Source organism: Devosia sp. A16, from assembly GCF_001402915.1.
Taxonomy (GTDB): domain Bacteria; phylum Pseudomonadota; class Alphaproteobacteria; order Rhizobiales; family Devosiaceae; genus Devosia_A.
This window is the reverse complement of record NZ_CP012945.1, coordinates 1,401,911-1,421,188: the sequence shown is the minus strand read 5'-3', so window position 1 is coordinate 1,421,188 and position 19,278 is coordinate 1,401,911. Positions and strand designations below refer to the sequence as shown.

At 66.4% G+C, this 19,278-nt stretch carries 18 protein-coding genes; 7 read left to right on the top strand and 11 right to left on the bottom strand.

Annotated elements, in window-relative coordinates; translation table 11 throughout:
- Positions 1-76: 76 nt before the first annotated feature.
- The 8 genes from APS40_RS06875 to APS40_RS06840 all read right to left on the bottom strand — a co-directional run bounded on the left by APS40_RS06875 (position 77) and on the right by APS40_RS06840 (position 7,042).
- A complete protein-coding gene (locus tag APS40_RS06875; protein ID WP_055046344.1) occupies positions 77-562 on the bottom strand; it encodes a hypothetical protein in 486 nt (161 codons plus the stop codon).
- Positions 559-1,008 carry a hypothetical protein gene (locus tag APS40_RS06870; protein WP_055046343.1) on the bottom strand — a complete coding sequence of 150 codons (450 nt, stop codon included), beginning with the start codon at positions 1,006-1,008 and terminating at the stop codon, positions 559-561. The genes APS40_RS06875 and APS40_RS06870 overlap by 4 nt, the downstream gene beginning before the upstream one ends.
- Entirely contained in the window at positions 1,005-1,766 is a 762-nt protein-coding gene (locus APS40_RS06865; RefSeq protein WP_055046342.1) for an SDR family NAD(P)-dependent oxidoreductase, read from the bottom strand. The genes APS40_RS06870 and APS40_RS06865 overlap by 4 nt, the downstream gene beginning before the upstream one ends.
- Entirely contained in the window at positions 1,763-2,602 is an 840-nt protein-coding gene (locus APS40_RS06860) for an ABC transporter ATP-binding protein (RefSeq protein WP_055046341.1), read from the bottom strand. The genes APS40_RS06865 and APS40_RS06860 overlap by 4 nt, the downstream gene beginning before the upstream one ends.
- Positions 2,599-3,591 (bottom strand): ABC transporter ATP-binding protein, encoded by a 993-nt coding sequence (locus APS40_RS06855; RefSeq protein ID WP_055046340.1) that lies wholly within the window; start codon positions 3,589-3,591, stop codon positions 2,599-2,601. The genes APS40_RS06860 and APS40_RS06855 overlap by 4 nt, the downstream gene beginning before the upstream one ends.
- Positions 3,591-4,454, bottom strand: a complete 864-nt coding sequence (locus APS40_RS06850; RefSeq protein WP_055046339.1) for an ABC transporter permease — start codon at positions 4,452-4,454, stop codon at positions 3,591-3,593. Before APS40_RS06850 ends, APS40_RS06855 begins: the two co-directional genes overlap by 1 nt.
- Before the next feature lie 16 nt (positions 4,455-4,470).
- Complete coding sequence (locus APS40_RS06845; RefSeq protein ID WP_055046338.1) at positions 4,471-5,418, bottom strand: ABC transporter permease; 948 nt, start codon at positions 5,416-5,418, stop codon at positions 4,471-4,473.
- A gap of 100 nt (positions 5,419-5,518) precedes the next feature.
- Positions 5,519-7,042, bottom strand: a complete 1,524-nt coding sequence (locus APS40_RS06840; RefSeq protein WP_055046337.1) for an ABC transporter substrate-binding protein — start codon at positions 7,040-7,042, stop codon at positions 5,519-5,521.
- A 376-nt stretch (positions 7,043-7,418) separates the two neighbouring features.
- Between APS40_RS06840 and APS40_RS06835 the strand changes: the two genes are divergently transcribed.
- From APS40_RS06835 to APS40_RS06815, 5 genes are all read left to right on the top strand, one after another.
- Complete coding sequence (locus tag APS40_RS06835) at positions 7,419-8,570, top strand: Gfo/Idh/MocA family protein (protein WP_055046336.1); 1,152 nt, start codon at positions 7,419-7,421, stop codon at positions 8,568-8,570.
- A 77-nt stretch (positions 8,571-8,647) separates the two neighbouring features.
- A complete protein-coding gene (locus tag APS40_RS06830) occupies positions 8,648-9,577 on the top strand; it encodes a substrate-binding domain-containing protein (protein ID WP_055046335.1) in 930 nt (309 codons plus the stop codon).
- Positions 9,578-9,579: 2 nt separating this feature from the next.
- Complete coding sequence (locus tag APS40_RS06825; RefSeq protein WP_055046334.1) at positions 9,580-11,067, top strand: sugar ABC transporter ATP-binding protein; 1,488 nt, start codon at positions 9,580-9,582, stop codon at positions 11,065-11,067.
- Positions 11,064-11,996, top strand: a complete 933-nt coding sequence (locus tag APS40_RS06820) for an ABC transporter permease (RefSeq protein ID WP_055046333.1) — start codon at positions 11,064-11,066, stop codon at positions 11,994-11,996. The genes APS40_RS06825 and APS40_RS06820 overlap by 4 nt, the downstream gene beginning before the upstream one ends.
- Before the next feature lie 22 nt (positions 11,997-12,018).
- Positions 12,019-13,416 carry a xylulokinase gene (locus APS40_RS06815; RefSeq protein ID WP_055046332.1) on the top strand — a complete coding sequence of 466 codons (1,398 nt, stop codon included), beginning with the start codon at positions 12,019-12,021 and terminating at the stop codon, positions 13,414-13,416.
- A gap of 149 nt (positions 13,417-13,565) precedes the next feature.
- On the opposite strand, the gene APS40_RS06810 is transcribed toward APS40_RS06815, so the two are convergent.
- The 3 genes from APS40_RS06810 to APS40_RS06800 all read right to left on the bottom strand — a co-directional run bounded on the left by APS40_RS06810 (position 13,566) and on the right by APS40_RS06800 (position 16,931).
- Positions 13,566-14,702 carry an ROK family transcriptional regulator gene (locus APS40_RS06810; protein ID WP_055046331.1) on the bottom strand — a complete coding sequence of 379 codons (1,137 nt, stop codon included), beginning with the start codon at positions 14,700-14,702 and terminating at the stop codon, positions 13,566-13,568.
- Positions 14,703-14,904: 202 nt separating this feature from the next.
- Positions 14,905-16,053 (bottom strand): mandelate racemase/muconate lactonizing enzyme family protein, encoded by a 1,149-nt coding sequence (locus APS40_RS06805; protein ID WP_055046330.1) that lies wholly within the window; start codon positions 16,051-16,053, stop codon positions 14,905-14,907.
- A 107-nt stretch (positions 16,054-16,160) separates the two neighbouring features.
- Positions 16,161-16,931, bottom strand: coding sequence for an SDR family NAD(P)-dependent oxidoreductase (locus tag APS40_RS06800; protein WP_055046329.1), 771 nt, complete (start codon positions 16,929-16,931; stop codon positions 16,161-16,163).
- Positions 16,932-17,105: 174 nt separating this feature from the next.
- Here APS40_RS06800 and pncB point away from each other — a divergent pair, with 174 nt between their 5' ends.
- Positions 17,106-18,413, top strand: coding sequence for a nicotinate phosphoribosyltransferase (gene pncB, locus APS40_RS06795; protein WP_055046328.1), 1,308 nt, complete (start codon positions 17,106-17,108; stop codon positions 18,411-18,413).
- A 22-nt stretch (positions 18,414-18,435) separates the two neighbouring features.
- Positions 18,436-19,200, top strand: a complete 765-nt coding sequence (locus APS40_RS06790; protein WP_055046327.1) for a hydroxypyruvate isomerase family protein — start codon at positions 18,436-18,438, stop codon at positions 19,198-19,200.
- The last annotated feature ends 78 nt before the right edge of the window (positions 19,201-19,278 follow it).

The window sequence follows — 19,278 nt, the reverse complement described above, 5'->3', positions numbered from 1 at the left end:
TCGAAGCTATCGTCTCCCTCCCCCTTGCGGGGAGGGATTAAGGGTGGGGGTCAGCCCGCGCCGGGCTATCGAGTGCTCAGACCTTGTGCCCGGGCCAGCCCATCAGCAGCTGGACGTCCTTTTCTGCTTCCTTGGCCTTCGCCGCATCCTTGAACACCCGCATGACGCATTGCGGTTTCTTCCGGTCGATCACGTCGTAGACCAGGTGGTAGCCGGTCTTGTCGAAGATCGGGCCGATCCAGCCGGCGCAGTGGTCGCAATAGCGGCCCATCGGCTCGGCGTCGTTGTCCATGACCTTGCTCAGGCTGGGGCAGACATTCATGCGCAATTCGAGGCGATCCTCGTTGCGGTCGATGTCCATGTCGCAGTTTTCTTCGATCTTGATGTGGGTCCAGTACTCTTCCATGCCTTCGAGACCCTTGGTCTCGATCAGCTCGAGGATGTGCTTTTCCTGGTTCTTCGAGATGGCGAGGAAATAGGCCTGCAACTGGTCTTCGCCCTGTGACTCCAGGAACTTGAAGACCTCGTTGTAGAAGCGGGTGAAGTGGTCGGACGGGATCATGCGCGCCTCCTGATCACCTGACGGCAGGCGCCGGGGCCGGTGATTTCCGTGTCGATGGCATAGGGCGAGCCTTCGGCCAGCGCCTCGTTGGTGCGGCTGGTCTGGTCGCAGAAGTGCGGCGAGGGCGTGCCGACCAGTTTCGCCACATGATGCCAGGCGGTGCAGCGCCGGACCGTGAGGACGATCTCGTCGGCGCCGACCTCGATATCGTAGTCGCAGTTCTCGCGGGTGAAGAAATGCCGCCAGTGGCGGACCAGTTGGCCGGTGTCGCCGGCAACCAGGTCGTCGTGGATCGAGCGATAGACGTCCTTGCCGACCTTCTTGAAGATCGCGTCCATCGCCTCGACACCGTAGCGCGAGATGATGAAATCGATGGTGGTGTTGGTGGCGCCGTGGAAATCGAGATGGACCTCCCCGCCTTCGGCATAGCGCAGGTGTTCACTCATGCTTGGGGCTCCCAGGACATCTGGTTGGCGAGGATGCCGCCGTCGACATAGAGCATCTGTCCGGTGATGTAGCGGGCGGCAGGCGAGGCGAGGAAGACGGCGGCGCCGCCAATATCGGCGGGCATGCCGACGCGGCCCAGCGGGATCTGTCTTTCGAGGGCAGGGCGGACGCCCGGCGCCGCCAGTCCCTTCGCGGAAAGGGGCGTCTCGATGATCCCCGGCCCGATGCCGTTGGCGCGGATGCCGCGCTCGGCGAGCGTGACCGCAAGGTTGCGAACCAGCATCAGCACCGCGCCCTTGCTGGTATCGTAGATGACGCTGTTCTTTTCGGCCGCCAGTGAGTTGGTCGAGCCGGTGCAGATGATGCTCGGGTTCTCCTGCCCCGGCGCCAGACCTTTGACGAAGGCCTGCGCTGCGAACAGGTAGCCCTTCACGTTGAGGTTGAACGTGCGGTCGAATGCCGCCTCGGTGAGGTCGTCGAAATTGGTGTCGAGGTAGGTGCCGGCGTTGTTGACCAGCGTACCGAGCCGACCGAGCTTCGCGCGCGCTGCCGCGACGAAGCCTTGCGCACCAGCCACGGTCGAGAGATCGGCCTGGACGAAGTGGCATTCGGTCAGCTTGCCGAGCCGCGCGGCTGCCCCACCATCGTCAGCGAGGTGCGAGTTGATTACCAGCCGCGCCCCCGTATGGGCAAAGGCCTCGGCGATGGCATAGCCGATGCCGGTGGTAGAACCTGTTATGGCGACGCATTGGCTCATGCGAGTGCGTTCCCGGCGAGACTCGCTTCGACGCTGAGCACAGCGCCGACGAGCGCCTGTGTCGCCTCGGCCTGTGGGTTGCGGAACAGGTCGAGCGGCTTGCCCACTTCGACGATCTTGCCAGACGACATCACGTAGACCTTGCTGGTTGTGTAGGCGACGACCGAGAGGTCGTGGGCGATGAAGACGAGGCCGAGGCCCAGGTCGCGGACCAGATCCTTCAACAGGTTCAGCACCTGGGCCTGGATCGACACGTCGAGGGCCGAGACCGGCTCGTCGGCGATCAGCACTTTCGGGCCGGGCATCAGGGCGCGGGCGATGGCGATGCGCTGCAACTGGCCGCCGGAGAACTCATGCGGGAAGCGCTCCAGCGCGTTCCTGTCGAGCCCGACCTGGTCGAGCACTTCCAGCACCCGGGCAGCGTGGTCGCCTTCGATCTTCAAACTGCGCAGCGGCTCGAGCAGCGAGGTGCCGACGCGCATGCGCGGATCGAGCGAGGAGCGCGGGTTCTGCAGCACCACCTGCACCGAGCGGCGGAACAGCTTCTTGTGCGTTTCACCACCGGTCCAGACGTCGACACCGTCGTAGAGCACCTGGCCCTCGCCAGGCCGCTCGACGCCGGTGAGCATGCGGGTGAGGGTGGTCTTGCCTGAGCCGCTTTCGCCGACGAGGCCGACCGCCTCGCCGGGGCGAACGGAGAAATCGATGCTGTCCAGCACTTTGAGCTTGGGCCGCGGTGCGAACAGCTTCTGCCGGTTCAGGTTGTAGACCTGGCTCAACTGCCGGACTTCCAGCAGCGGACGCGCATCGGCGGGGAATGGGGTTACGGCACTCATTGCGCAGCCACCTCGCCGGCCTTGTGAATCGGGTGCCAGCAGGCGGCATTGATGCCCTCGCTGCCCAGCTCCGGCATGGTCGAGCGACATTTGTCGGAGGCGGCAGGGCAGCGCGGGTTGAAGGCGCAGCCCGTGGGGAGGCTATGGAGCGGCGGCACCATGCCGGGGATCGAGACGAGACGGGACGAACCGTCGAGCGCGATATTGTCCATGGTCGGCTGGCTGTCGAGCAGGCCGCGCGTGTAGTGGTGCCTGGGGTTGCGGAACACCTCCTGCACCGGGCCGATCTCGACGATGCGGCCGGCATACATCACCGCGACGGTGTCGCACATGGCGGCGATGATCGGCAGGTCGTGGGTGATCATCAGCAGCGCCGAGCCGCGATCGCGCACGGCGCCGTTGAGCAGGCGCAGCACCTGCTTCTGCACCGTGACGTCGAGCGCCGTGGTCGGCTCGTCGGCGATGATCAGCTGCGGGTAGCAGGCGAGCGCCATGGCGATCATGATGCGCTGGCGCTGCCCGCCGGAGATCTCATGCGGGTAGGCGCGCACCAGCTGCTCGGGGCGCGGCAGGTTCATCTGCCTGATCAGCTCGATGGTCTGCGCCTCGGCAGTGCGCTTGTCGGCGCCGGTGTGGCGGCGGATCACCGAGCTGATCTGGTCGCCGACGCGGCGGACCGGGTTGAGCGAGCTCAGCGGATCCTGGAACACCATCGAGAGGGTGCGGCCACGGCGGCTCGACAGCGCCTTGTCGGACTGGGTGACGAGGTCGACGCCGTCGTGGAGGATGTTGCCGTTGGTGCTCCAGCCCATCGGCAACAGGCCCATCAGCGCCAGCGCGGTCATCGACTTGCCGGATCCGGACTCACCGACCAGCCCCATGCGGCCGCCCTGCGGGATAGTGAAGGAGACGCCGCGCACGGCAGTGACATCGCCGTTGGTGACCTCGAGGTTCTTGACTTCGATGGCGTGTGGCTTGCCGGAGGTCATCAGCTCCTCCGCTTCAGCTTGGGGTCGAGCACGTCGCGCAGGCCGTCCCCGAGCAGGTTCAGCCCGAGCACGACGGTGACGATGGCGAGGCCGGGCCACATGGCGAGCGGCGAGGAGATGCCGACGGTCTGCTGCGCTTCGTTGAGCATCATCCCCCACGAGATCGAGGGTCGGGTGACGCCGACGCCGAGATAGGAAAGGCCCGCCTCGGTGAGGATGCCGGCGGCGAAATAGAGGGTGAACTGGACGATCATTACACCGGCGATATTGGGGATGACGTGGCGGGCCAGGATGAACAGCTTGCCGCGGCCATAGAGCTTGGCGGACGTGATGAAATCCTCCTGCAGCACGCTCATCGCGGCCGAGCGGATGACGCGGGTGAAGGAGGGGGTGAAGAAGGCGGTGAGCGCGAAGATGGTGGTGAGCGCGCCCGAGCCCATGGTGGCGGCGAGCACCAGGGCGGTGACCATGCCGGGGATCGACAGCATGATGTCGGCGCCGCGCGAGATGGTCTCATCGGCGATCTTGCCATAGGCGGCGGCCACCAGCCCGGCGATGGTGCCGAGGATCAGGCTGATGGTGGCGCCACCGGCGCCGACCAGGATCGATGTGCGCGCCCCGACCATCAGCTGGGCGATGATATCGCGGCCGAGCCCGTCGGTGCCGAGCCAGTGGTCGACGGTGCCGGGCGGCAGCATGCGGTTCTTGATGTTGGGGATGTTCGGGTTCGAGGGTAGCCAGAAGAACGAGACGATGGCGATGACCAGAAAGCCGACGGTCAGCACCACGCCGACGACCAGCGAGGCATTGAGCTCGAGGCGGCGACGGCGGCGCGGGGCGACGGTGGGGGCGGTGGTGTTCATGCGGCTGCCTCCCCTCTTACGCTGCGTTCCGGACGCGCGGATCGAGCACGCCGTAGAGCAGGTCGACGACGAAATTGACGAAGATGACGAAGATGATGATCAGCATGACGGTCGACTGCACCACGATCACCTCGCGCGCGGCGACGTTGGCGAGGATCATGCGGCTCAGGCCCGGCAGCGAGAACACCATCTCGATGATCACGGTGCCGCCGATCAGTTCGGCGATCTGCAACCCGACAATGGTGACGATGGGGAGCGCGGCGTTGCGCAGGCCCACCTGCAGCAACGCCTGAGTGCGGGTCATGCCGACGGCGCGCGCGGTGCGCACATAGTCCTGGTTCATGACGTCGAGCACGGCGGAGCGCACATAGCGGATCAGCACGGCGGCCATGATCAGGCCGAGCGACAGCACCGGCAGCACCAAGGAGCGGATGGCGCCGATCGGGCTTTCGCGCCAGTCGACCCAGCCGCCGGTGGGCAGCCAGCCGAGCTTCACCCCGAACAGCACCGACAACAGGATGCCGGCCCAGAACACCGGCACGGCGATGCCGATCTGGCTGATCAGCGCCAGCACGGCGCCCGATGGTTTGCCGACATTGCGCGCGGCGTAGGTGCCGACCGGGATGGCGATGATGAGGCCGAGCAGCAGGCCGGAGAGGGCCAGTGGCACGGAGACGGAAAGCCGCGCGGTGACGAGGTCGGCGACGCTTTCCTTGGTGCGGAAGGATTGGCCGAGATCGCCGTGCAGCATGTTGGTGATCCAGTTGAAATACTGGACCGGCAGCGGCTGATCGAGGCCATAGGCGTGCGCCAGGGCGTTGATCGCCTCGGCGGTGGCATCCTTGCCCAGAACGATGGCGGCGACGTTGCCACCGGCGGCGCGAATGAGAATGAAGATGGCCAGCGAGGCAACGAAGACGGCGCCCAGGAAAAACGCCAGTTTGCGCAGCGCGTAAATTGCCATTCAGCTCAACCCTTGACGAAGCGACCCGTTCGGGGTCGCAGAAACCCGGTGCGAGCCGCCGGCGCGGGGCCGGCGGCTCGCGGATTGGATCAAGCTACACTTACCAGTGCAGCTTGCCGATCTCGATCGCGACGAGGACGCGCGGCTCGAGGAAGCCCTTGAGTTCGGCATCGAACAGGCCGACGCCCTTCTTGGCGATCAGCGGCACGATGACGGCGTCCTTGCGCAGGATGTCGGCCGCCTCCTTCATCTTGGCGAGGTATTCCTCGTCGGACGGCGCAGCATCGGCGTCGCTCAGCGCCTTGGTGTATTCGGCGCTGCAATAGGTGCTCCAGCCGGCCTTGTCGGGGCTCGGGCAGGCCCACTGGGTCGGCTCGGCGTCGCCCGACATCACGGTGATGTCGAACTGCGGCGGACGGCCCTGGAAGATCAGCTGGCTGTAGCGCGCGAGGTCGATGGCGTTACGGGTGACGTTGAAGCCGGCGCCCTGCATGGCCGGGATCATGATGTCGGCCGGCAGTGACAGGTCAGGCACGTCGCTCAGCGAAGCGTATTCCAGCGGGGTGGAGGCCCACTTGGCGGCCTTCGCCATCGCGTCTTCGTAGTTGTACGGGTACGGGCAGCTGTCGGCGCTCTCCGGCGAGTACCAGGGCTGGTTGGGCAGGGCGAAGGTGCAGGTGTTCTCGGCACCCCAGGCGGCGCCGAAGGCGTCGTTGTAGGACTGGCGGTCGAGCGTCTCGGCCAGCGCCTGGCGCAGTTCCGGGTCGAGCTTCTGGTTGAACACCGCATAGGTCGGCTCGCCGATCTGCGGATAGGTGACGAGGGTGAACTTCTTGTCGAGCTCACGCTTGGTCAGCTGTTCCCAGAGGTCAATGGTGATCACCGGGACGGCGTCGACTTCACCGGCTTCGAGCGCATTGAGGCCGGCGGTGCCGTCGGTCACGATGCGTACGGTGGCGGCGGTGATGGCCGGCTTGGTGCCCCAGTAGTTGGGGTTGGCTTCGAACTCGAAGGTCGAGTTGGTGGTGTACGACTTCAGCACGTAGGGGCCGGTGCCGATCGGGTTGGTGGCGATGCTGCCGGCGGCGTGCTCGGGCTGGATCAGGCCGGCGACGGAGCCCATGCCCCGCCAGAAGTTCTGGCTCGGCTGTGACAGCGTCACCTTGACGGTGGAGTCGTCGACCTTCTCGATCGCGGTGACGGCATTATAGGCCGACGAGTTATTGACGACCGGCGAGGCCTTCATGGTGTTGAGCGAGTAGATCACGTCCTCGACCGTCACCGGCGTGCCGTCGGAGAAGTTGGTCTTACGGATCTTGAACTCGTAGGTCAGCTTGTCGTCGCTGATGGTCCAGGACTCGGCGACGCCGGGCTCAACCGAGCCGTCCTTGTTGAAGTAGACCAGCGGCTCGACCACGTTGGCTGGAATCCACAGGCGCAGCGCCGTGAGGCCGCTGGTGACATAGTCGAGCGTGCCCGGATCCTGGCGGGCGATCAGCACCACCTTGTTCTCGGCGGCGCGCGGCGAAGCGGCCATGGCTTCGGCGCCGCCAAAGGCCGCCAGCATGATGGCAGCCGCGGCAATGGCGCCGAGGCGCTGGCCGAACTTTCCCTTAGACTGCATGTTGAATTGTCCCTTCCGATTGTCCCTGAACGTGCGCGGTGCGCGGCCCCTCCACATCCGACCCCCTCTGCAGCCAGCAGTGCACCGCGCCTGATGCTGCCGCGTATTCCATGATGTGGAATGCAAACTCTTTTTGCATGCCGATAGTCTGCATAGGATATGTGCGTATGGCAAGTAGCTTCCCGTTTCGGCGGCAAAACGAGCGCGAAATTAATGTTGGGCCGCTGATTTGCGTTCCGCTATATGGAACGTTGTTTGCGGCGGAGATGATTATTCTCTCGACAGGATCCGCGTTCAGCCGCCCGATTGGCCTGCAGGTGACTTCTCAACCGGGCGGCGATTGCCTAGTTTGCGCCGCCTCGAGGAGAGATTTGACGTGAAGATCGGAATTGTCGGGCTCGGCGCCCGGGTCGCATACCTCGCGCGGATCGCCGTGCAGCAGGTGCCGGGCGCGACGTTGGTGGGCTATGTCGATCCGACGCCATATGGCATGCCCGAGCTGACCGGAGCCGGAATCGACGCGGGGCCGGCCTACGAGACCCCCGAGGCTTTGCTCAAGGCGGAAAAACTCGACCTGCTGATGGTAGGGTCGCCCAACCACATGCACCTGGGGCACATCCGGATCGGGCTCGATGCGGGGCTGAAGGTGTTCACCGAAAAGCCGGTGGTGACCAGCGAGGCCGACACTTATGCGCTGCTCGAACTGCTCAAGCAGAGTGGCGGCGCCGACAACGTGATGATCGGGCTGGTGCTGCGCTATGCGCCGCTCTATCGCGATCTGGTCAAGAGCTATCGCTCGGGTGCGCTGGGCAAGATCACCTCGATCGAAGCCAGCGAGCACATCGCGCCCTATCACGGCGCCTTCTTCATGCGCGACTGGCGCCGGCGCACCGGCTATTCGGGTGGCTTCATCCTCGAAAAATGCTGCCACGACATCGATCTCTACCAGGGGCTGGTGGGCAACCGGCCGATACGGGTGGCGAGCTTTGGCGGGCGGAAGACGTTCGTGCCCGAGAACATGCCGACCAAGGCCGGGATCAACGATCTCGATGTGTATTTCAGGAAGCCCGGCGGCTGGCAGAGCGACAACCGGGTCTGGGATGGCGATGGCGACATCATCGACTACCAGACGGCGCTGGTGGAATATTCGGGCGGCGAGAACCTCTGCTTCCACACCAACCTGAACGTGCCGGACGAGTATCGGCATTTCACCGTCATCGGCACGCACGGCATGGCCGAGGGCGATTTCGTGCGCAATTTCTACCGCATGCACGATGCGCGCACCGGCGAGCGACGGGTCGACAAGCGCTACGAGACCAAGGGCACTTCGGTTCACTACGGCGCCGACGAGCAGATGGTCGCCGATATCTTCGCCCATCTCACCGACGGTGCGCCGCTGCCGGTCTCCATCATCGACGGACTGGTGGCAGGGATGACGGCGATCAAGATCGACGAGGCACGGGCCAGCCGGCAGGTGATCGAGCTCACCGAGACCTGGCGGCAGTTCGACAGCTACGGGCTCAGCTGACGGATTCTCCGTTGGAAGGGCTTTGCGGCCTCAAGCGGCGCCGATATGTTCGCGCGAAATTCTCGGAGGACAATCCCATGCACAAATCCATCGCAGCCCTCGGGCTCGCGTCCATCCTGGCGCTCGGCGTTTCCCAGGGGGCACTTGCCGCCGGCGAGAAGGTGTCGGTGATCACCCCGTTCCTGGCGGCGATCGCGACGGGCGAGATGATCGAAGCGTTCAAGGCCAAGGCGACCGAGTACCAGTGGACGGTCGACGTGGTGGACACCGCCGGCGACATGGCGGCTTTCGCCAGCCGCGTCGAGGACGCCACCACCAGCGGCGCCAAGGCGATCGTGCTGGTGTCGGTCGACCCGGCACAGATCCAGGACCAGGTCGACAAGGCCAAGGCGGCGGGCGTGCCGGTCGTCACCATCGACGGCGCCAAGAACGCCTCGACCGTCCTCAACGTCACCTCGGACAACTACGTGCTCGGCGAGACGATGACCAAGTTCCTGTTCGATCAGATCGGCAACAAGGGCAATATCGTGCGCTTCTTCTACTCGGCGCATCCGGGCGTGCACCAGCGCGAACTGGCGCTCGATGCGGCGCTGAAGGCCAATCCGGAGATCAAGCAGGTGGCCGACCACTATGTGGCGGTGCCGGGCCAGGTGGACGACAGCCGCGCCGCCATGGACGCAATGCTCCTCGCCAACCCGGGCGATGGCGCTATCAACGCGGTGTGGGCGGCCTGGGACGAGCCGGGGATCGGCGCCAACCTCGCCATCGAAGCGGCGGGTCGCAAGGGCATCGTCATTGCCGGCATCGACGGCAACCCGCAGGCGATCGACCTGATCAAGGCGTGCAGCGCCTATATCGGCACGGTCCGTCAGGGCTTCGGCGAGATGGCCAATATCGCGGCTGGTGAGCTCAATACCATCCTCGCCGGCGGCACGGCCAAGGCCGACGAGCTCTATGCGCCGGTGGAACTGATCACCCGCGAGAGCCTCGGCGTCAGCTGTCCCTGACATTGCTCGACCTCTCCGGGATCAGCCGGCGCTTTGGCGCGACCCATGCGCTCGACGACGTGAGCCTCGCCCTTGCCGAGGGCGAGGTGCTCGGGCTCGTCGGGCCGAACGGCGCCGGCAAATCCACACTGATCAAGATCATCGCCGGCGCCGATCGTCCGGATGCCGGTGAGATCCGCATCGACGGCAAACCGGTCGCGTTCCATTCGGCGCATGAGGCCTATGCGGCGGGCATCCGGGTGATCCACCAGGATGCGCCGCTGGTGCCGGGCTTCGATACGGTCGAAAACTGCTATCTCGGCCGCGTCTATCCGCGCCGGCTCGGGCGGATCGACCGCAAGGCGATGCGTGCGGCGATCGCCGAGGTGGCGGCCGATATCGCGCCGGAGCTCGATCTCGGCCTGCCGGTGATGTTCCTGCCGCCGGCCGAACGGCAGTTCGTGCGGTTGCTGCGCGCCGTCGCCGACAAAGGCCGGCTGCTGATCCTCGACGAGCCGACGGCAGCGCTGCCTGCAGAGGACGCCGAGCGCTTCTACCAAGTGCTGCGGCGGACGCGCGAGCGGGGGACTTCGATCATCCTCGTCAGCCACCGGCTCGACGAGATCGCCGAGTTCTGCGACCGCGCCGTGGTGATCCGCGACGGCAGGCTGGTGGCGCAACTGAGCCGAGGCGAGGTGACGCCGGAAGCGATGATCGCGGCAATGGGCGGCAGCACCGCGGAGCGATCGACGCGACAGACCGATACCAGCGCGCCCAAGGTGATCGAGATCGACGGCGTGGTGGCCGGCGACCTGACCCGGCCGGCGCAACTCGCCGTGCATGCCGGCGAGGTGATCGCGCTTTATGGGCTCGCCGGGTCGGGACGCTCCAGCCTGCTCAACGCGATCTGGGGTGCGATCCCGTGGAGCGGCCGGATGCGGCTCCTCGGCGCCGACTATGCGCCGCGCACGCCCCGGCAGGCGATTGCCCAGGGCGTATCGTGCGTGCCGGCGGATCGCCACCGCAGCGGCTTGTTTCTCAACGAGGACCTGATCTTCAACAAGACATTGCCGCTGCTCTCCGGGTACCGCCGGGCGGGCAGGCTGCCCATCCCCGACACCGGCGCTGAGCGGGCGGAATTCCTCGTGGCGGCGGAGCGCGTATCGCTCAGCTACCGCGATCCGAAACAGCTGGCGCGGACGTTGTCGGGCGGCAACCAGCAGAAGCTGATCTTTTCCCGCTGGGCCAACCGGCATTCGCGGGTGATGCTGCTCGACGAGCCGACCGAGGGCGTCGACGTAATGGCCAAGGCGACCATCAAGGACATCATCCGGGCCATCGCTGCCGACGGCAATGCCGTGCTGGTTTCGACCTCGGATCGGGACGAGGCGCTGGAGCTGGGCGACCGCATCGCGGTGTTCCGGCAGGGCGGCATCGTCAGAGTTTTCACCCGTGCGGAGGCGAGCGCCGAGGCGCTGTCGGCGGCCGCGCAGTCTCGGGAGGCGGCGTGACCCGCACCAATCTCAATCGCTTTGGCACGCTGATCGCCTTCGTGCTGCTCTGCGTCGGCTTTTCGATCGCGGCGCCGGCGGCGTTCGCTTCACCGGCCAATGTGTTCAACCTCGTCCAGCAGATGGCGACGCTCGCCATCGTCGCCACCGCCGCGACGCTGGTGATGACCATCTCGGAATTCGACCTGTCGGTCGGGTTTTCGGCCTCGCTGGCCGCCGTGATCTGCTTCGTGCTGTTCGGGCAGGGCTATGATGTGTGGCTGGCGGTGCCGGCGGCGCTCCTGGTGGGGATCGTCGGCGGCGCCGCCAATGGCGTGCTGGTGGCGCGGTTCGGCATTCCATCGTTCGTTGCGACACTGGCGCTTGGCACTATCCTCTCCGGCTTTGCCTTCGGGCTCAGCGGCGGGCAGAGCCTGTTCCAGTCGGTGCCCGACGGCTTCAAGAGCCTCGCACGCGGCGATGTGTTCGGCATCCCGGTGCTCGGCTTCTGGATCGTCGCAGTGCTCGGCGTCGCGGCGTTCGTCCTGACGCAGACCGAGTTCGGGCGGCGGCTGCGCGCCATCGGCGGCAATGCGCAGGCGGCGCGGCTTGCCGGCCTGCCGATCGTGCGCGATGTGATCGTGACCTTCGCCGTCGCCGGCGGCCTCTCGGCGCTGGCCGGGCTGTTGCTGGCGTCGCGGCTGGGCAGCGTGCAGCACACGATGGGCGAGCCGCTGCTCCTGCCGGCCTATGCGGCGGTGTTCATCGGCACCACGGCTTCGCCGACCGGCGCGCCGACCGTGGCGGGAACGCTGCTCGGCGTCGCCATCACCGGAGTGATGGTCAACGGCATGACCATCGTCGGGGTCGAGCCGTTCGTGCAGAAGATCATGACCGGCGTGATCATCCTCGTTGCGGTGCTGCTGCGCCGCGTGGGGCGGGCCAAATAGGCTGGAACGTGAGGCAGGCAAGGTGAGCATCCTCGTTCTCGATTGCGGCAGCTCGGCGCTGAAGGCGACGGTGTTCGCCGCCGACGGCACGGTGATCGCGACCGCCGATACCGGCTATCGGGCCGCGGGCGCGCCGCATCGGCGGGCACCGGAGGACTGGTGGCAGGCGACGGTGGAGGCGGTAAGCCGGCTGCCGCTGGATAATGTCACCGCGCTTTGCCTCACCGGGATGATGGAAAACCTGATCGCGGTCGATGCGAGCGGCCAGCCGGTGCGAGAGGCGTCGCTCTACTCCGATCCGGTCGGCACGGAAGCGTTCGAGGCAGCTGAGGAACGGCTCGAGGCGGCAGATGCGACGGCGATCCTCGGCAATGCGCCACGGCCGCTGATGACGGCATTCAAGCTCAAGGCGCTCGACGCGGTCGGCGCCAGGTGGGTGCTGCCGGGGTCGAAGGATTTTCTGGCGCTCCGGCTGACGGGCATCGCGGCGACCGATCCGAGTTGCGCCAGCACCACCGGGCTGATGGATATCGGCACGCGCGACTGGTCGAGTGAACTGGTGGAACTGCTCGATGTAGACCGCGGGTTGCTGCCGCCGATCCTTGCGGCAGAGACGGTGCTCGGTGGGCTGATCGCCGAGGCGGCGCACGCCCTGGGATTGCCGGCCGGCCTGCCGGTGATCAACGGCTGCGGCGACGCGGCGGCGACCACCATCGGCAGCGGGGCGGAGCGGCCGGGCGAGGTGAGCGTCTATCTCGGCACCAGCGGTTGGGTTGCCGGCGTCACCGAGGTGACGGAGCGGACGCCGCGGCCCTATTACCGGCTGGCCCATCCGCTGCATGGCGGGCTGATCGAGGTGGCGCCGATCTTCTCGGCGGGCGCAGCGGCGCAATGGGCACGCGACACGCTGGGATTGACGCTCCAGGACGCCGAGCGGCTGGCGGGTGAGGCGGATGCATCACCGGGCGGCGCGCTGTTCCTGCCCTATCTCAACGGCGAACGCACGCCGTTCGTCGATCTCGATCTGAGGGCCGGCTTCGCCAATGTGACGGCGAGCGACGGCGCCGGGGCCCTCTACTACGCGGCGCTGGAAGGCGTCGCCTTCGCCATTGCGGCCAATGTGCGGGCCATGGGGGCGGCCGGGCCGGTCTACCTGGTGGGGGGCGGGGCGCAGAGCGCGCTCTGGCCGCAGATCATGGCCGACATACTGGGCCGCGAGGTGACAGTCCCCGCGCAGCCGGTGCTGGCGGCCAGCCTCGGCGCCTGGCGCGCGGCGGCCAAGGCGTTGGGGCTCACCATGGGCGCCGCAGCGCGCGGCAGGGCGTACCTGCCACGGCACCAGCGGGCCGAGCGGATCGCGCGGCAGCAGCGGCGCTTCGAGCGGGCGACGACGATGCTGCGGGAACTGGCGCAGATCTAACCAGGCCAGCGCCGGTGCGGACTGACCCCCACCCTTGATCCCTCCCCGCAAGGGGGAGGGAGACGCAGACTGAGATGCCGGTGTGAGGGTCTCCCTCCCCCTTGCGGGGAGGGGACAGGGGTGGGGGTCGGCACCCACAATGGCCAACGTCAGTCGACAGCACCCGCTGTGAGCATGTCGCTCAGGTCGCGCGAAAAATGCTTGCGGAACATGGTCAGTTGCGCGGCGCCGAGCGGCGTGGCGCGGGCGCCCAGGGTGCCGGCCACCAGGCGGGGACGCCTGATGCCGATGGCGACCAGCTCACTCAGCGCCCTCTCGGTCGCCGCGACCAGCCGGTCGACGATCGGCTGCGGCGCGAGGCTGTCGATGATGGCGTGGTCGATTTCCAGTACGGCGCCGGTATTGAAGATGATCTCGGCGAGGGCGCGGCCCGAGGCGGCGATCCACGGGGCGACCTGCTCCTCCCAGTCGGCCCAGGGCCAATCGGCCGGGTTGCCGGGCGGCAACGCGATGCCGGCTGCGGCAAGGCGCCGGCCAAGCGCGCTGGTGGAGGCGACGTCATGGCCGAGGGCGCGGTGGCCGTCATGACCGTTGACCAGCATGGAGCCAAGATTGGCCGAATTGCCGGTCGGTCCTTCCCACAGGGTGTGCTCGGCGGTGATCCCGGCGCCCAGATAGGTCGAGACGAACAGGTGCACCAGGTTGGCCGGACGCGGCGGCGGCGACATCACCATCTGGGCGAAGCAGGCGCAGTTGCCGTCGTTGAACCAGGTGGTGGGGAGGCCGGTCGCCGCTTCGAGCGCCGCGCGCAGGTCGAGGTCGCGCCAGGCAGCCAGTTGTTCGAGCGGCGGCTCGACGTTGCCGATCAGGCTGCCCAGGTTGCTCGGCGTTGCAAGGCCGATGCCGGCGACGCGCTGCTGCTGGGCCGGGCTCAGTCGGGCGATGAGCCCGGCAATGGCTTTGGCCGCCTCGGCGACGATGCCGGCCGCGTCGGGATAGGCGAAATCGCGGCGATAGCGGCCGAGGTCCTCGCTGCCCAGGTTGATCAGGGTGATGTCGATGTGGCGCCAGGAGATCTCGCAGCCGATGCCGTAGGCGCCGGCATAATCGAGATAGAGCGGGGTTGCCGGCTGGCCGCGGCGGCCGCGCAGCACGTCACCGCGGGTGACGAGGCCATCATCCTCGAGTTCGGTGACAATGGCGGAAGCGGTCTGCGGTGCGAGACCGGTGCGCCGCGACACCTCGGCATTGGAAATGCCCGGGCTGAACGTGATGGTGGTGAGCACGGCTCGACGATTGGCGGCACGCAGACTGGCATGTTGTACGCCGCGTCCCGCGGGTTCAAAGAAGTCCGCCAATCCCAAGCCCTCGCCGCCAACCAAATCGACGCAAAGCAACGGCACCCAGCCCACTGGGGGCTGAGCTTTCGATTCCTGCGTCCAGAAGTACTAAGTGGGGTAGAGCGACGAGGCGTCAACCCATCGACACCTACCAATTGGTCACAGAACCATCGCGGCGGTGCAACATGGGAGCCTGCCAGAACTTGAAGCTCTGCTTCTTGATCAGCTCTTCATTGACCTCGATGCCGAGGCCGGGGGCGTTGCTGACCGGATAGTGCGAGCCGTCCAGCCGCGGCTGCACCGGGAAAAACTCGGTATTGTCGAAGCCGAGATTCTCGGCCGGGCTGGAGCGGGTCTCGAGCCAGGAGAAATTCGGCACCGCCGCCGAGAAGTGCACGGTCGCCGCGGTGCAGATCGGGCCCAGCGGGTTGTGCGGCATCATGTCCACATAATGCGCCTCGCTCCAGCCGGCGACCTTCATCGACTCGGTGAGCCCGCCGACATTGCACACGTCGATGCGGTTGAACTGGTGGATACCGCGCTCGATGTAGGGCAGGAACTGCCACTTCGAAGCAAACTCCTCGCCGATGGCGAAAGGCACGTCGGTGAGGGTGCGGAGCGATTCGTAGGCCTCGGGGGTCTCGTCGCGGATCGGTTCCTCGAGGAAGTCGAGCGTCCCCGACGGCATCTTCTGGCAGAAGCTCGCGGCCTCGGCCACCGACAGGCGGTGGTGGAAGTCGATGCCGAGGATGACGTCCTCGCCCAGTTCCTCGCGCGCCTTGACCATCCACTTGGCGGTCTTGCCGATATGCTCGCGCGGCTCGTAGATCTCCTCGCCATGGCCCGACGGCGACAGCCGCATGGCGTTCCAGCCGTGCGCGATCAGCATCTTTGCCTGTTCGATCATTTCAGGGCCCGGTTCGCCAGAGGTGGTGGCGAAGGTCGGAATGCGGTCGCGCTGCTTGCCGCCGAGGAGTTCGTAAACGGGTACCCCCAAGGCCTTGCCCTTGATGTCGTAGAGCGCGATGTCGATGGCCGAGATCGCCGCCTGCAGCACGCGGCCGCCCTCGAAATACTGGCTGCGATAGAGCAGCTGCCAGATATGGCCGATCTTGAACGGGTCCATGCCGATGAGGATTTCGGCGTAGTGCTCGATGGCGCCGACCACCGCCTTCTCCCGACCGGACAGGCCGCTCTCGCCCCAGCCGAAAATGCCGTCGTCGGTCTCGATCTTGACGACGAGCTGGTTACGGATGCCCACCCAGACGGCGTAGGGCTTGATGGCGGTGATCTTCACGTTGGCTGCTCCTCAGCGGCGGAGGTTTTCTCCGCTCGATTGTCCCGGGGAGGGGGCACTGATTGGCTGCGCCGAGTCAATTGGACGAGCGAATGAAATGCTCGCCCTCATTGGGTCTTCGGCGATCCACCGAGCCTCGCGCGCATGCCGCCATCGACCCTCACCACCTCGCCGGTGATGAAGGAAGCGTTGTCCGAGGCAAGAAACACCACCACGCTGGCGATCTCGGAGGGGGCGGCCATACGCCCGAGCGGGTGCATGCCATCGATCTCGGCATAGACGGCGGCCGGGTCGGGCGCGGCATCGACGGCGTTGCGCAGCAGCGGGGTATCGACCGAGCCGGGCGCGATGCCGTTCACCCGCACGCCATAGGGGGCATAGTCCACCGCCATCGAGCGGACGAGGCCGATAAGCCCGTGCTTGGATACCGAATAGGCGGTGACGCCGGCCTGCGAGGCGACGCCCTGCACCGATGAGATGTGGACGACATTGCCTCTGGACGCGCGGATCATCGGCATGCAGGCCTTGGAGACGAGGAACGCGCCCTTGAGGTTGACGTCGAGGGTGCGATCCCACAGCGCTTCGTCGGTGCTCTCGACCGTGCCATAGGTCTGGATGCCGGCATTGTGGCTCAGCACGTCGAGGCCGCCGAAACGCGATTGGGCCAGCGCGGCGGCGCGGTTGCAGTCGGCGAGGCTGGCGACCGAGCCGACGCAGATCTCGACGGCGGCGGCCTTGCCGGCGAGGGCGGCAGCGGCGCCTTCAAGGCCCGCCGCGTCCACATCCATCAGCACCAGCTTGGCGCCCTGGGCGGCGAACGCCTCGGCCACCCCGCGTCCAATGCCCTTGGCGGCGCCGGTAATCAAAACACGCTGCATGAAGTCCTCCTGATTTTGTTCGCATTTCAACATCGCCAGCCGGCGAGCGGAAGATGGAAACAGGGATGACGCGTCGTCGGGCACGTCCCTTTCCATCGTCAATTGACGATGGAGCGCTCTTTTCTTTTCGCTCCGATCCGCCTAGAGGATTTCGGGCGAGCGAAGGGAAGCGTGATGCCGAAGACGGACATTGCCCGGCGGGTTTACAACCATACCTGGAAGCTCGATCCGATCGTTAGGAGCCTGCTCGACACGGATTTCTACAAGCTGCTGATGCTGCAGATGATCTGGGGGCTCTACCCCAAGGTCGATGCCACCTTCTCTTTGATCAACCGCAAGAGCTCGGTGCGGCTCGCCGACGACATCGACGAGGCCGAGCTGCGCGCCCAACTCGATCACGCCCGGACGCTCCGGTTCGGCAAGAAGGAGATGATCTGGCTGGCCGGTAACAGCTTTTACGGCTCCAAGCAGATTTTTTCGCCCGAGTTCCTGCGCTGGCTCGAGGGCTTCCGGTTGCCCGAGTATCATCTCGAGAAGCGCGACGGGCAGTATGAGCTGACCTTTCCGGGCAAGTGGGTCGAAACCACGATGTGGGAGATTCCGGCGCTCGCCATCATCAACGAGCTGCGCAGCCGCGCGGCGCTCAAGGGCTATGGGCCGTTCGCGCTCGACGTGGTCTATGCGCGCGCCAAGGCCAAGATGTGGGAAAAGGTCGAGCGGCTGAAGCAGTTGCCCGAACTGAGGATCTCGGATTTCGGCACGCGGCGGCGGCACTCGTTCCTGTGGCAGCGCTGGTGTGTCGAGGCGCTGAAGGAAGGGCTGGGGCTCGAGGTTTTCACCGGTACCTCGAACGTGCTGCTTGCCATGGACAACGATCTGGAGGCGCTCGGCACCAACGCGCACGAGTTGCCGATGGTGCTGGCGGCGATCGCGCCGAACGAACAGGCGCTGAAAGAGGCGCCGTACCAGGTGCTGCAGGATTGGGAGAGCTACTATGGCGGCAATCTCAAGATCGTGCTGCCCGATGCATTCGGCACCGACGCCTTCCTCAGGGATGCGCCCGACTGGGTGGCGGACTGGACCGGCTTCCGACCCGATAGTGCGCCGGCCATCGAGGGCGGCGAGAAGATCATCAAGTGGTGGCAGGAGCGCGGCCGCGATCCGCGCGACAAGCTGCTGATCTTCTCGGACGGTCTTGACGTCGACATGATCGAAGAGGCCTACCACAACTTCCGCGGCCGGGTGCGCATGGCGTTCGGCTGGGGCACCAACCTCACCAACGACTTCTCGGGCTGCTCGCCCTGGCCCAATCCGCAGCTTGAGCCGATCTCGCTGGTGTGCAAGGTGAGCGAGGCGGATGGCCATCCGGCGGTGAAGCTGTCGGACAATCCGGAAAAGGCCACCGGCGACGCGGCGGAGATCCGCCGCTACATCAGGATTTTCGGCGACAAGGGCCGGGTCTCCCACAAAGTCACCGTCTAGCTGTTCTTATTACTGAGGTCTCATGCGTTATTCCGCCTGCATCGAGTGGCTGTTCGCCACCGAAGAACCCGATGTCGCCAACCGGGTCCGCGCGGCCAAGGCCGCCGGGCTCGAGGCCGTCGAGTTCTGGCGGTTCTCCAACAAGGATTGCGACGCCATCAGGCAGGCGCTCGACGAGACCGGGCTGACGCTGGCGGGGATCCTGTGCGAGCCGATCGCGCCGCTCACCAATCCGGAATCGCACCAGTGGTTTCTCGAAGGCGTCCGCACTTCGCTCGGGGCGGCGCGGCAACTGGGCGCCAGGGTGATCATCGCGCAGGCCGGCGACAACCAGCCCGGCATGGCGCGCGCCGCGCAGCATGCAGCGATCGTCAAGGTGCTGAAGGAAGCCGCCAAGATCCTCGAAGGCTCCGACGTGGTGCTGGCGCTCGAGCCGCTCAACGACCGGGTCGACCATCCGGGCTACTACCTGACCTCGACGGAGGAGGGACTCGATATCGTCGACGAGGTCGCCCGACCCGAGATCAAGCTGCTCTACGACATCTACCACGCAGCGGTGATGGGCGAGGAGATCGAGGTGCTCAGCGGTCGGCTCGACCGGGTGGTGCATGTGCACCTCGCCGACACGCCCGGCCGCGGCGAGCCGGGCAGCGGCCGCATGGATTACGCCGAGCGGCTCGAGTGGCTCGAGGCGCAGGGCTACACCGGCCTGATCGGGCTCGAATACAAGCCGAGCGGGCCGACGGTGGAGACGCTCAGGTTCCGGGACGGGCTAGGCGCCGACTGATAGAGACGGCCCCCTCCCGCCTCCCCCATGAAGGGGGAGGTGCCCTGCTGGTGCGCTTCGCACGATGGAAGACAAGCC